The sequence below is a fragment of the Pseudomonas sp. CP-1 genome (genome assembly GCF_021213715.1).
GTDB lineage: Bacteria > Pseudomonadota > Gammaproteobacteria > Pseudomonadales > Pseudomonadaceae > Pseudomonas > Pseudomonas aeruginosa.
Map to the genome: position 1 here is coordinate 463,781 of NZ_JAJQKY010000001.1, position 12,380 is coordinate 476,160.

Annotated in this window: 12 protein-coding genes; 8 read left to right on the plus strand and 4 right to left on the minus strand. The window is 68.1% G+C overall.

Going from position 1 to position 12,380, the window contains the following annotated elements; translation table 11 throughout:
* The first annotated feature begins 1 nt into the window (after window position 1).
* The 5 genes from fliF to fliJ are packed head-to-tail and all read left to right on the plus strand — an operon-like array spanning window position 2 to window position 5,430.
* Window positions 2-1,798, plus strand: a complete 1,797-nt coding sequence (fliF, locus tag LT948_RS02250) for a flagellar basal-body MS-ring/collar protein FliF (protein WP_003109118.1) — start codon at window positions 2-4, stop codon at window positions 1,796-1,798.
* 5 nt (window positions 1,799-1,803) lie between these two features.
* Window positions 1,804-2,820, plus strand: a complete 1,017-nt coding sequence (fliG, locus tag LT948_RS02255) for a flagellar motor switch protein FliG (protein WP_003082212.1) — start codon at window positions 1,804-1,806, stop codon at window positions 2,818-2,820.
* 1 nt (window position 2,821) lies between these two features.
* Entirely contained in the window at window positions 2,822-3,628 is an 807-nt protein-coding gene (fliH, locus tag LT948_RS02260) for a flagellar assembly protein FliH (RefSeq protein ID WP_003082217.1), read from the plus strand.
* Window positions 3,618-4,973 carry a flagellar protein export ATPase FliI gene (gene fliI, locus LT948_RS02265; RefSeq protein ID WP_003086458.1) on the plus strand — a complete coding sequence of 452 codons (1,356 nt, stop codon included), beginning with the start codon at window positions 3,618-3,620 and terminating at the stop codon, window positions 4,971-4,973. Before fliH ends, fliI begins: the two co-directional genes overlap by 11 nt.
* A 13-nt stretch (window positions 4,974-4,986) precedes the next feature.
* Window positions 4,987-5,430, plus strand: coding sequence for a flagellar export protein FliJ (gene fliJ, locus LT948_RS02270; RefSeq protein ID WP_003082220.1), 444 nt, complete (start codon window positions 4,987-4,989; stop codon window positions 5,428-5,430).
* A gap of 4 nt (window positions 5,431-5,434) precedes the next feature.
* On the opposite strand, the gene LT948_RS02275 is transcribed toward fliJ, so the two are convergent.
* The 3 genes from LT948_RS02275 to LT948_RS02285 form a co-directional block, all read right to left on the minus strand.
* The gene (locus tag LT948_RS02275) at window positions 5,435-6,148 is read right to left on the minus strand and encodes a TorF family putative porin (RefSeq protein ID WP_003086461.1); all 714 of its coding nucleotides are present in this window, start codon (window positions 6,146-6,148) and stop codon (window positions 5,435-5,437) included.
* 198 nt (window positions 6,149-6,346) lie between these two features.
* Window positions 6,347-7,543 (minus strand): diguanylate cyclase RoeA, encoded by a 1,197-nt coding sequence (gene roeA / locus LT948_RS02280; RefSeq protein ID WP_003086463.1) that lies wholly within the window; start codon window positions 7,541-7,543, stop codon window positions 6,347-6,349.
* A 116-nt stretch (window positions 7,544-7,659) separates the two neighbouring features.
* On the minus strand, window positions 7,660-8,817 hold the full coding sequence (locus LT948_RS02285) for a multidrug effflux MFS transporter (protein WP_023092124.1): 1,158 nt from the start codon (window positions 8,815-8,817) through the stop codon (window positions 7,660-7,662).
* Between the two features lie 89 nt (window positions 8,818-8,906).
* On the opposite strand from LT948_RS02285, the gene LT948_RS02290 reads away from it, so the two are divergent.
* Entirely contained in the window at window positions 8,907-9,686 is a 780-nt protein-coding gene (locus LT948_RS02290; protein ID WP_023092123.1) for an AraC family transcriptional regulator, read from the plus strand.
* A gap of 4 nt (window positions 9,687-9,690) precedes the next feature.
* Here the strand turns inward: LT948_RS02290 and LT948_RS02295 are convergent, their stop codons facing one another.
* On the minus strand, window positions 9,691-10,401 hold the full coding sequence (locus tag LT948_RS02295; RefSeq protein ID WP_023092122.1) for an rRNA pseudouridine synthase: 711 nt from the start codon (window positions 10,399-10,401) through the stop codon (window positions 9,691-9,693).
* A gap of 112 nt (window positions 10,402-10,513) precedes the next feature.
* Here LT948_RS02295 and hcuA point away from each other — a divergent pair, with 112 nt between their 5' ends.
* On the plus strand, window positions 10,514-11,137 hold the full coding sequence (gene hcuA / locus LT948_RS02300) for a hydrophobic compound transporter HcuA (RefSeq protein ID WP_003086467.1): 624 nt from the start codon (window positions 10,514-10,516) through the stop codon (window positions 11,135-11,137).
* A gap of 91 nt (window positions 11,138-11,228) precedes the next feature.
* The gene (gene hcuB / locus LT948_RS02305) at window positions 11,229-12,377 is read left to right on the plus strand and encodes a hydrophobic compound transporter HcuB (RefSeq protein WP_023092121.1); all 1,149 of its coding nucleotides are present in this window, start codon (window positions 11,229-11,231) and stop codon (window positions 12,375-12,377) included.
* The last annotated feature ends 3 nt before the right edge of the window (window positions 12,378-12,380 follow it).

The window sequence follows — 12,380 nt, forward strand, 5'->3', positions numbered from 1 at the left end:
CATGGCCGATGCACTGATCGACAGCCAGGTTCCCGCCAAGAGCGGCGGTGCCGGGATGCTGAAGAAATCCTTCCCGGGACTGTCGTTCCTCGACAACCTTTCCGAGATGACCATGCTGCGCCAGATCGGCCTGCTGGTCGGTCTCGCCGCCAGCGTGGCGATCGGCTTCGCCGTCGTGCTCTGGTCCCAGCAGCCGGACTACAAGCCGCTCTATGGCAGCCTCAACGGGGTCGACGCGAACCGTGTGGTGGAAGCGCTGACCGCGGCGGACATTCCCTACAAGGTCGAACCCAACTCCGGCGCGCTGCTGGTCAAGGCCGACGACCTCGGCCGGGCACGCATGAAGGTGGCCTCCGCCGGCGTGGCGCCGACCGACAACAACGTCGGTTTCGAGATCCTCGACAAGGAACAGGCGCTGGGCACCAGCCAGTTCATGGAAGCCACCAACTACCGCCGCGGCCTGGAAGGCGAGCTGGCGCGCACCGTGTCGAGCCTGAACAACGTCAAGGCCGCCCGCGTGCACCTGGCGATCCCGAAGAGTTCGGTGTTCGTCCGCGACGACCGCAAGCCCAGCGCCTCGGTGCTGGTCGAGTTGTATCCGGGTCGCAGCCTGGAGCCGAGCCAGGTGATGGCGATCGTCAACCTGGTCGCCACCAGTGTGCCGGAGCTGGACAAGTCGCAGGTCACCGTGGTCGACCAGAAGGGCAACCTGCTCTCCGACCAGCAGGAACTCTCCGAGCTGACCATGGCCGGCAAGCAGTTCGACTTCACCCGGCGCATGGAAGGCCTGCTCACCCAGCGCGTGCACAATATCCTGCAACCGGTGCTGGGCAACGGTCGCTACAAGGCCGAGGTGTCCGCCGACGTCGACTTCAGCGCGGTCGAGTCGACCTCGGAGATGTACAACCCGGACCAGCCGGCCCTGCGCAGCGAGCAACGCAACAACGAGGAACGGCAGAATTCGTCCGGCCCGCAGGGCGTGCCGGGGGCGCTGTCGAACCAGCCGCCGGGCCCGGCCAGCGCGCCGCAGCAGGCCACCGCCAGCGCGCCGGCCGACTACGTCGCGCCGGGCCAGCCGCTGAAGGACGCCAACGGCCAGACCATCATCGATCCGAAGACCGGCAAGCCGGAGCTGGCGCCGTACCCGACCGACAAGCGCGACCAGACCACCCGCAACTATGAACTGGACCGCTCGATCAGCTACACCAAGCAGCAGCAGGGGCGCTTGCGCCGACTGTCGGTGGCGGTGGTGCTGGACGACCAGATGAAGGTCGACGCGAAGACCGGCGAGGTCAGCCACCAGCCCTGGAGCGCCGACGAACTGGCGCGCTTCACCCGCCTGGTACAGGATTCGGTGGGCTACGACGCCAGCCGCGGCGACAGCGTCAGCGTGATCAACGCGCCGTTCGCCCCGGCCCAGGCCGAAGAGATCGACAGCATTCCGTTCTACTCGCAGCCGTGGTTCTGGGACATCGTCAAGCAGGTGCTCGGCGTGCTGTTCATCCTGGTCCTGGTGTTCGGCGTGCTGCGTCCGGTGCTGAGCAACATCACCGGCGGCGGCAAGGGCAAGTCGCTGGCCGGCGGCGGCGGTCGCGACGGCGACCTGGCGCTGGGCGAGAGTGGCCTGGAAGGCTCGCTGGCCGACGACCGGGTGAGCATCGGCGGGCCGTCGAGCATCCTCCTGCCGAGCCCCACGGAGGGGTATGATGCGCAATTGAACGCGATCAAGAACCTGGTCGCACAGGACCCGGGCCGCGTCGCCCAGGTCGTGAAAGAGTGGATCAACGCCGATGAGTAAGCGCCATGAGTGAGAATCGTCTCGCCGCCAAACTGACTAAGGTCGACAAGGCCGCCATCCTGCTCCTGTCGCTCGGCGAGACCGACGCGGCGCAGGTGCTGCGGCACATGGGGCCGAAAGAGGTGCAGCGGGTCGGCGTGGCCATGGCGTCGATGCGCAACGTGCACCGCGAACAGGTCGAGCAGGTGATGGGCGAGTTCGTCGAAGTGGTCGGCGACCAGACCAGCCTCGGCGTCGGTGCCGACGGCTACATCCGCAAGATGCTCACCCAGGCCCTCGGCGAGGACAAGGCCAACAACCTGATCGACCGCATCCTCCTCGGCGGCAGCACCAGCGGCCTGGACAGCCTGAAGTGGATGGAGCCGCGTGCCGTGGCCGACGTGATCCGTTACGAACACCCGCAGATCCAGGCCATCGTGGTCGCCTACCTCGATCCCGACCAGGCCGCCGAGGTGCTCAGCCATTTCGACCACAAGGTGCGCCTGGATATCGTCCTGCGCGTCTCCTCGCTGAACACCGTGCAGCCCTCGGCGCTGAAGGAACTCAACCTGATCCTGGAGAAGCAGTTCGCCGGCAACTCCAACGCCACCCGCACCACCATGGGCGGGGTCAAGCGCGCGGCGGACATCATGAACTACCTCGACAGCTCCATCGAAGGCCAACTGATGGATTCGATCCGCGAGGTCGACGAAGACCTGTCCGGACAGATCGAGGACCTGATGTTCGTCTTCGACAACCTCGCCGACGTCGACGACCGCGGCATCCAGGCGCTGCTCCGGGAAGTCTCCTCGGACGTACTGGTGCTGGCGCTCAAAGGCTCCGACGAGGCGATCCGCGAGAAGGTCTTCAAGAACATGTCCAAGCGTGCCGCCGAGCTGCTGCGCGACGACCTGGAGGCCAAGGGGCCGGTACGGGTCAGCGAAGTGGAAGGTGCGCAGAAGGAAATCCTCACCATTGCCCGGCGCATGGCCGAGTCCGGCGATATCGTGCTGGGCGGCAAGGGTGGCGAGGAGATGATCTGAGGTGGTCCCCCACGACAAGGACAAAGACAATCCCAGCGAACTGATCCGCGGCAAGGACGTGGCGGCCTTCGGCCTCTGGTCGTTGCCGAGCTTCGACGAGCCGCGCGACGAGCCGGCCGTTGCCGCGCCGCAGGTGCCCGCGGTCGCCGAACCCGCGCCGGCGCCGCCGGCGGTGGAAGAGGTCGAGCTGGAGACCGTCAAGCCGCCGACGCTGGAGGAAATCGAGGCGATCCGCCAGGACGCCTACAACGAAGGCTTCGCCACCGGCGAGCGCGACGGTTTCCACGCCGGCCAGTTGAAGGCGCGGCAGGAAGCCGAGGAGGCGCTGAAGGAGCGCCTGCAAAGTCTCGAGCGTCTGATGACGCAGCTCCTGGAACCCATCGCCGAGCAGGACGCCCTGATCGAGCAGGGCATGGTCAACCTGGTCAACCACGTTGCCCGCCAGGTGATCCAGCGCGAGCTGCACATGGACTCCAGCCATGTCCGCCAGGTCCTGCGCGAGGCTCTGAAGCTGCTGCCGATGGGCGCGGCGAACATCCGTATCCATGTCAACCCGCAGGACTTCGAGCGGGTCAAGGCGCTGCGCGAGCGCCACGAAGAGAGCTGGCGGATTCTCGAGGACGATTCGTTGCTGCCCGGCGGCTGCCGCATCGAGACCGAGCACAGTCGCATCGACGCGACCATCGAGACGCGCCTGGCGCAGGCAGTGAAGCAACTGTTCGAGCAACAGCGCGAACAGGCGACCCATCCGCTGGCCAGCGACATCCGGATCGACCTCGACGCCCCCGGAGACGTCGATGCGCCTTGAGCGAACCAGTTTCGCCAGGCGCCTGGAGGGCTACACCGAGGCTGTCTCGCTGCCGGCGCAGCCGGTGGTCGAGGGCCGCCTGCTGCGCATGGTCGGCCTGACCCTCGAAGCCGAAGGCCTGCAGGCCGCGGTCGGCAGCCGCTGCAACGTGATCAACGAAAGCGGCTACCACCCGGTGCAGGTGGAGGCCGAAGTGATGGGCTTTTCCGGTAGCAAGGTGTACCTGATGCCGGTCGGCAGCCTCGCCGGCATCGCGCCTGGCGCGCGGGTCGTGCCGCTGCCGGACACCGGGCGCCTGCCGATGGGCATGTCGATGCTCGGCCGGGTGCTCGACGGCGCCGGCCGCGCCCTCGACGGCAAGGGCGGGATGCGCGCCGAAGACTGGGTGCCGATGGACGGCCCGACGATCAACCCGCTCAAGCGCCACCCGATCAGCGAACCTCTCGACGTCGGCATCCGCTCGATCAATGGCCTGCTCACGGTCGGCCGCGGCCAGCGCCTCGGCCTGTTCGCCGGTACCGGGGTGGGCAAGTCGGTGCTGCTGGGGATGATGACCCGTTTCACCAGGGCCGACATCATCGTCGTCGGTCTGATCGGCGAGCGGGGTCGCGAGGTGAAGGAGTTCATCGACGAGATCCTCGGCGAGGAAGGCCTCAAGCGCTCCGTGGTGGTCGCCTCGCCGGCCGACGACGCGCCGCTGATGCGCCTGCGCGCCGCGCAATACTGCACGCGGATCGCCGAGTACTTCCGCGACAAGGGCAAGAACGTATTGCTGCTGATGGACTCGCTGACCCGCTACGCCCAGGCCCAGCGCGAGATCGCCCTGGCCATCGGCGAGCCGCCGGCGACCAAAGGGTATCCGCCATCGGTGTTCGCCAAGCTGCCGAAGCTGGTGGAACGCGCCGGCAATGCCGAAGCCGGTGGCGGCTCAATCACCGCGTTCTACACCGTGCTCTCCGAGGGCGACGACCAGCAGGACCCGATCGCCGACGCCGCTCGCGGCGTGCTCGACGGGCACTTCGTATTGTCCCGGCGGCTGGCCGAGGAAGGCCACTATCCGGCCATCGATATCGAAGCTTCGATCAGCCGGGTGATGCCGCAGGTGGTCGAGGCCGAGCACCTGCGCGACGCCCAGCGCTTCAAGCAGCTCTGGTCGCGCTACCAGCAGAGTCGCGACCTGATCAGCGTCGGTGCCTACGTGGCCGGCGGCGATCCCGAGACCGACCTGGCCATCGCGCGCTTCCCGGTCATGCGCCAGTTCCTGCGCCAGGGCCTCGACGAAAGCGAAAGCCTGGCGGAAAGCCGTGCGCGGCTGGCGAGCCTGCTCGCCGGCGGGCAGGCCTGAGGCGCCCTGAGGCATGGAGAAGCGCGCGGCGCGGCTGGCGCCGGTGGTGGACATGGCCAGCAAGGCCGAGCGGGATGCCGCGACCCAGCTGGGCAGGTGCCAGCAGCAATTGCTCGCGGCACAGCAGAAGCTGGCGGAGCTGGAACGCTACCGCAACGACTACCAGCAGCAATGGATCAGCCAGGGCCAGAAGGGCGTCAGCGGCCAGTGGCTGATGAACTACCAGCGCTTCCTCTCGCAACTGGAGACCGCCGTCGCCCAGCAGGCCAACAGCGTGACCTGGCACCGCGAGGCGGTGGACAAGGCGCGGCTCAACTGGCAGGAGAGATACGCCCGCCTGGAAGGGCTGCGCAAGCTGGTCGAGCGCTACCTGGAAGAGGCGCGCCAGGCCGAGGACAAGCGCGAGCAGAAACAGCTCGACGAACTCGCCCAGCGTACCCGCCGCCAGGACGACTGACGACTCAGAAGAACGGACGCGACGCCTTCAGCATGAACGTGGTGTCGCAGTAGCTGTTGTGTCCCGAGTAGGCGCTGCAATCGCTGCCGGTCAGGCTGGTGCCGCTGTAGGACAGGTTCAGGTCGATGCCCAGCCAGGGCCGCGAGAGGTTCACCGACCAGTCGTTGAAGACGCTCACGTAGCCCCCGCCGCTGAGGCTCGCCGGGTTGTCCAGGCGATGGTTGCCGTACTTCAGGGTGACGTCGAAACCGAACGGCGGGTTGACCCCGAGGTCGGCGAACAGGGTGGTGTCGTTGCGCCCCGGGTCGCTGCTCAGGGCCGCGCCGAGCCGGCTGCCGAAGATCGACAGGCCGCCGTAGAGTTCGGCTGCGTCGTTGGCCGGCTGCTCCGGGCGGCTGTAGCGGATCAGGCCCATTTCGTAGCCCAGGCGGTTGTTCAGCGGGCGCTTGAAGCCGGCGTAGGAGTCGATCTCGGTGGGCTTGCCGGGGTCGAGGTTGGAGGTCCAGTTGCCGATGTACCAGCCACTTTCGTGGCTTAGGTCGAGGCCGCCGTGGAAACTGCCGGAGCTGCCCGGGGTGACCAGGCCCTGGGCCATGCTGCGGGTCGGACTGGTGGCCAGCTTGAGTTCGAAATCGCCCAGGTCGCGGGCCATCACCTGGGCCAGGGCCGAGGAACTGGCGAGCAGGGCGCAGGTGAGCACGAGCAGGTGCTTGAGCATGGTTCTCCCCTGGTAATGCGGACAACGGCGCTGCGCCGGTCTTCCCGCACGACGCCAACGGCAAGGCCGCGGCATGGGGCCGGGCGAGGTCGGGCAGGTCGGAAGGGCAGGAAGAGCGGCGAGCTAGAGCGCCACGGACCATCTTAACCAAGGTTCGGGCGGCTGACCGACCGCTCGTCAGGGCCGGCCGATCAATTGTTACCGCAGGCTTTCCGCGAGGCTGGCCAGGCGAATCACTTCCACCCGGTTGCGACCGCTGCTCTTGGCCCGGTAGAGAGCCTGGTCGGCGGCGCTGTAGAGCTGCTCGTAGCTGGCCTGGCCGCCTCCGTCGAGGCTGGCCACGCCGAAGCTGGCGGTCAGGCAGAGCACGCCGTCCTGCGTCGCCAGCGGGGTACCTTCGAGGCGTTCGCGGAGTTTTTCCGCAAGGCTGCGAGCCTGCTGCTCGGCGGTGTCGGGCAGGAGCAGGAGGAATTCTTCCCCGCCCAGGCGCGCCACGCTGTCGCTGCTACGGGTATTGCCGCGCAGCAGGTTGGCGGCATGGCGAATGACCTCGTCGCCGAAGGGGTGCCCATAGCGGTCGTTGATGTACTTGAAGTGATCCAGGTCGACCATCAGCAGGCTCAGCGGCTGCGGTTGGCGAGCGATGCGTGCGAGTTCCATGAGCACCAGCTGGTCGAATTCGCGACGATTGAACAGGCCGGTCAGCGGGTCGTGACCGGCCAGGTACTCCAACTGGCGATTCTTCTCCTCCAGCTCCTGCCGCTGCAACTCCAGCTTGCGTTGCTGGCGCAGGTTGCGCACGTGCCCGTGCCAGAGGATCAGCGACAGCAGCAGGCCGAGGCCGAACGCGGTGAGGCCGTTGGCCTGGTTCGACAGGCGCAGTTGCGGGTCGGCCTGGGCGTAGCCCATCGCCAGTTGGAAGACCAGCATGGCCAGGCCGTAGAAAGGCACGGCGTAGGCCGGGCGGATCAGGATGAACATGGCGCAGGCGAAACAGGCCAGCAGCAGCGGCGTGATGTTGCTGGTGATGCGCTGGTCGATGCAGGCGATGGCGACGCCGAAGCCTATGATCCCTGCGCCGCCCAGCAGGATCAGCAGGCGCATGCGCCACAGCTTGGGTGGCTGGCGGCGCAGCCATAGCGCGAGCAGGCCGATGCCGCCGAAGAGCAGGGCCATGGCGCCATGGGCGTACATGATTTCCTGGCGCCAGAGCTGATGGCCGAGGTCCGGGCGGAAGTCCTTCAGGGAAAACACCAGGATGTGGATCAGGTTGAAGGGGACGGTCAGCAGCGCGAGGTGGGTCAGACGCGAGAGATTCTCCAGGGCGATGGGAAGGGCCAGGGACGAATTCACCTCGATGGCGTGCTGGATCGATTCGAGCGTCGTTCTGGCCACGTTCTGCGGGTCCGTGTGGGCGCTGTGCCATCACAGCATAGCAGCGTCGCGACGGCCGCCCTATCCGGCTTTCCGGGCCGGTCGTCCGGTTTGCACGGGCGTACCTGGCGCCGCTTTCATTCCGGCAGCCGCCTGGCCAGCAGCAGTGCGACCAGGCCCAGCAGGCTCCAGTACGCCGCCAGCGGCCAGGGACGGTCGAACGGTAGCAGGGTGGACGCGCCCAGTCCGAGGCCGATCAGCAGGTAGTAGGCGAGCCCGAACAGGGCTCCGGCGCGTCCCCGGCAATCGTCGTAGGCGTGCAGCGCCGGACCCAGCAGGTTGGGAATCGCCACGCCGAAGCCGATGAAGATCGGCAGGGCTGGCAGGGCCCAGTACAGGCCTTCGGCGTATCCGCCGGCGGCCAACAGCGTCTGCGCTGTCGCGCCGGCGGCCGCCAGCGCCAGGCCCAAGCGTACCCGGCGAGCGCTGTTCCAGGTGCGCGGCAGGCGTCGGTTGAGCAAGGCGCCGAGGCTCCCGGCAATGGCGATGGCCAGGCCGATCCAGCCGAAGCCCAGGCCGGGCAGGTCGCCGACCATGAACGGCCCGGCGGCGTAGAAGGAGAACACCAGCACATTGAGCACCGCCACCAGCAGTGCGCGCGTCTGTAGCGGGCGGTCGGCCAGGACCCGTCGGAAGATCGCCAGGGTCGCGGGCTCGGGCGTGCCCGCCAGCAGCGGACGGGTTTCCGGCCAGGCCGGGACGACCAGCGCCGCCAGCGAGGCGAGCAGCACCGCCAGGGTGGCGAACACCGCCGGATGCCCGCCGAGGTCGGCCAGCCACTGGCCGCCGAGGGGACCGACTGCCGGCGACCAGGCCAGCACCGCGCCGAGCGTGACGAAATAGCTCATCAACGCCGTGCCTTGCAGTACATCGCGCAGGCTGGCCTGCACCGTCACCGAGCAGGTCGCCAGGCCGAGGCCCTGGACCAGGCGACAGGCAAGCAGGTAGGAATAGTCGGTACTGGCCCAGGCACCGAAGGTCGCCAGGGCCGCCAGGCCGAGCCCGCCGAGCAGAGCCGGGCGTCGGCCGAGGCGGTCGGCCAGCCAGCCCCAGAGCCAGATGCCGGGGGCGAAACCGACGAAGAACAGCGCCATGGTCCACTGGCTGGTAGCGTCGTCCAGTCGCCAGTGGCTGGCCAGGGCCGGCAGCGCGGGGGAAAGGATGGTTTCGGCGACTTGCGGCAGGGCTAGCAGGGCGAGCACCAGCAGCAGGGGAGGGCGAGGACGGTCAGGCATGATGGCTCCGGAAAAAAGAGCCAAGCCTAGGTCGCCTGCGCCTGGCAGAATGCTGCGGTCAGGACGGAAAACATCGCGAAGAGGACAAGGTGCCGCGCTATCCCTACGAACGGGTCGAGGATCCCGATCTCGCCCGCTGCCCGGTGGTCGGCCTCGAGGTCGACAGCACCGGCCACCGCAGCGACTGGCATTGCCACCGGCGCGCGCAGTTGCTGTACATGGCGGCCGGTAGCGTCACGCTGTATTTCGCCGAGCGCATTTGCCAATTGACGCCGCTCCAGGCCGCCTGGCTGCCGGCCGGCGTGCCGCATCGCACGGTCCTTCACGGGCGCTTCGCCTACCGTAGCCTGTACTTCGAACCCTCGGCGTTCGCCGAGCTGCCGGACAGCGTCCAGGTCCTCGAGGTCGGGCCGCTACTGCGCGAACTGATCCTGCGCATGACCGGCTGGGCAGCCGACTTGCAATTGGAAGGGCGGCACCTGACGCTGTTGCGCGCACTGTTCGATGAACTGGCGACCGCCCCGGCACACGCCGCGAGCCTGCCGATGCCGCGCGATGCGCGGGCGCTGAAGGTGGCCGAGGCGCTGCTGGCGCAACCCGCGCTGGGCTGGAGCATCGAGGCATGGGGACGCGAGGTCGGCGCCAGCGGGCGGACCCTGGCGCGTCTGTTCACCGAGCAGACCGGCCTGGGTTTCTCTCGCTGGCGAACCCAGGCTCGCTTGTTCGAAGCGCGGAGACGCCTGGCCGAAGGCCGCTCGGTGACCGAGGTCGCCCACGCCCTGGGCTACGCCAGCGACAGTGCGTTCATCGCCATGTACCGGCGGGTCTGCGGGCAGTCGCCGGGGCGCGCCCTGCGTGGCCGCGAATGAGCGCTCAGAAGCGTTCGTGGAGGCCGAGGTAGCGCCATTCGCCGAGCGGTAGCCTGGCCAGCGACAGCGCGCCGATGCGCAGGCGGCGGATGCTCCGCACTTCCAGCCCCTCGCTTTCGCACATGAAGCGCAACTGGCCGGGCAGCACGTCTTTGAGGGCGAAGCGCAGGTGGCTTTCGTTCTGCCAGCTGACCTTGCACGGCGATAGCCTGCGATCCTGGTAGGCGAGGCCGTGGCGCAGGCGCTCGAGGCCGCCGGCGGCCAGGTCGCCGGCGACCTCGACCAGGTATTCCTGCTCCAGCCGTGCACCGTCGTCCACCAGCTTGCGCAGTACGCCGTGCTGCTGGCTGAACACCACCAGCCCGGAAGCCTCGCTGTCCAGCGCGAGGGTGGGACGCTGGCGGGCGAAGTGTTTCTTCAGCGCTCGCAAGGGACTGGGGTCATCGCTCCAGCGCCGCCCCGCGGCGAGCAGACCTTCGAAATCGTCGTGGCGCCAGCCGGCCGGCTTGTGCAACAGCAGGGTGGCCGGTTCGATCGTTTCCGCGCGGGCGCCCGGCAGCAGCTCCACGCGCTGGTCGAGCACCTTGAACTGTGGCTCCTCGATCACTTCGCCGTCGACGCTGACCCAGCCGCCCTCGATGTACAGCTCGGCTTCGCGGCGCGAGCAGGCGGTGAGTTCGGCGAGGCGTTTGGACAGGCGGATCGGGTCGGTCATGGCGAGGCTACTGGAATGAAAGACCGCCAGTTTACTCGTTGTGGCGATGGGCGCCGAGGAATGATTCGGCGCCCGCTCGGTCCCAACTTAAGAAACCGGAGAGGAGACCCTCATGCAGTCACGCCTGATCGATGGCCTGGAATGGGACCTGGACGAGGATGGCAGCGGCGGCCTGTGCAACGCCAATGGCGACAAGGTCCATCTGCGCCAGGGCGACATGGACGGCGCCTGCGGGCCCTACTGCCTGGTCATGGCGATGCTGGTCCGCGGTCAACTGCGCCGGCGCCAGGCCAAGGGCCTGGAGCGGGTCGACAGTCGCAGTCGCTACGGGCGCCTGATGAAGGCGCTGGACCAGCACGGCCCGCTGCTGCGCGTCGGCACCACCGGCGTCGACCTGCTGGAGCTGCTGGCCGAGATCAACGATACCGAGCATTTCGCCCTCAAGGGCGAGGGGCGCAGGTTGGTCCGGCACACCCGCGAATACCTGGAGGCCGGCTTTCCGGTAGTGCTCGGTTTCCACGGCCGCAAGGGCAGCGATATCCGCCACTGGGGCCTGGCCATCGGCATGAGCGAGCGTGCCTTCCTGCTCCTCGACCCGGCCCACGACCTGCCGCGCGGGCAGGCCTGGAACGCGGTGATCACCAGCGAGGCGCACGGTTCCCGGTTCGGCTATCGCTATATCAATGCCAAGGGCACCTGGGCGGTGACCCTCAAGGAAATGGTCGCCTTGCTTTGAGGGGCGGGTTTGTTACAGCCCGTGTGCGGACCGCCAGGCGCGGCGGATCTGCGACTAGAGTGGTGTTTTTGCTTGGGGAAGGAGAGAACGCATGCCGGGCCTGTCTTTGAATGCCATCCTGCTGAGCGCTGTCGCACTGCTCGCCCCGTCGGCCGAGGCGGTGGACGCCGGTCGCCACGACAGCGAGCTGGGCGCCGTCGAGGTCACCCCGGTGGTTGGCGGTCTGGCCTATCCCTGGGCCGTCGCCTTCCTGCCGGACAACCAGGGCATGTTGGTCACCGAGCGGCCCGGCAGCTTGCGTTTCGTCAGTCCCGAGGGCCAGTTGTCGGCGCCGCTGGAAGGCGTACCCAGGGTCTTCGCCAGCGGCCAGGGGGGCCTGCTCGACGTCGCCTTGTCGCCGGGGTTCGCCGAGGACCGGCTGGTCTACCTGACCTATGCCGAGGCCGGCGAGGACGGCCGCGCCGGAACGGCGGCGGGACGCGGCCGGTTATCGGCGGACAAGCGACGGCTGGAGGGTTTCCACGTGATCTTCCGGCAGTTGCCGAAGCTTTCCAGCGGCCATCACTTCGGCTCGCGCCTGGTCTTCGACGGCAAGGGCCACCTGTTCATCGCCCTCGGCGAGAACAACCAGCGCAGCACCTCGCAGGACCTGGACAAGTTGCAGGGCAAGATCGTCCGCCTGTATCCGGACGGCGGCGTTCCCAAGGACAATCCCTTCGTCGGCCGTACAGACGCGCGGCCGGAGCTCTGGAGCTATGGCCACCGCAACCAGCAGGGCGCCGCGTTGAATCCCTGGACCGGCCGGCTCTGGACCCACGAGCACGGCCCGCGCGGCGGCGACGAGATCAACATACCCCAGGCCGGCGGGAACTACGGCTGGCCGCTGGCGACCCATGGAATCAACTACACCCTGCTGCCGATCCCCGAAGCCAGGGGCAAGGCCGTCGACGGTACCGAGGCGCCGCACCATGTCTGGGAGAAGTCGCCGGCGATCAGCGGCATGGCGTTCTACGATGCGCAGCGCTTCCCGGCCTGGCAGCACAACCTGTTCATCGGCGCGCTGGCGACGCAGGAACTGATCCGCCTGCAACTGGATGGCGACCGGGTCGTCCACGAAGAGCGCCTGCTGGGCGATCTCGGGGTGCGCATCCGCGACGTGCGGCAGGGCCCGGACGGCTATCTCTACCTGCTCACCGACCAGAAGGACGGGCAATTGCTGCGCCTGGGGTTGGCGCGCTAGCCT

Coding starts and splice junctions, on each gene's coding strand:
- LT948_RS02275 (WP_003086461.1), bottom strand. CDS start 6,148: ATGCTCAAGCACCTGCTCGTGCTCACCTGCGCCCTGCTCGCCAGTTCC.
- fliJ (WP_003082220.1), top strand. CDS start 4,987: ATGGAGAAGCGCGCGGCGCGGCTGGCGCCGGTGGTGGACATGGCCAGC.
- hcuB (WP_023092121.1), top strand. CDS start 11,229: ATGCCGGGCCTGTCTTTGAATGCCATCCTGCTGAGCGCTGTCGCACTG.
- fliI (WP_003086458.1), top strand. CDS start 3,618: ATGCGCCTTGAGCGAACCAGTTTCGCCAGGCGCCTGGAGGGCTACACC.
- fliG (WP_003082212.1), top strand. CDS start 1,804: ATGAGTGAGAATCGTCTCGCCGCCAAACTGACTAAGGTCGACAAGGCC.
- LT948_RS02285 (WP_023092124.1), bottom strand. CDS start 8,817: ATGCCTGACCGTCCTCGCCCTCCCCTGCTGCTGGTGCTCGCCCTGCTA.
- LT948_RS02295 (WP_023092122.1), bottom strand. CDS start 10,401: ATGACCGACCCGATCCGCCTGTCCAAACGCCTCGCCGAACTCACCGCC.
- hcuA (WP_003086467.1), top strand. CDS start 10,514: ATGCAGTCACGCCTGATCGATGGCCTGGAATGGGACCTGGACGAGGAT.
- fliF (WP_003109118.1), top strand. CDS start 2: ATGGCCGATGCACTGATCGACAGCCAGGTTCCCGCCAAGAGCGGCGGT.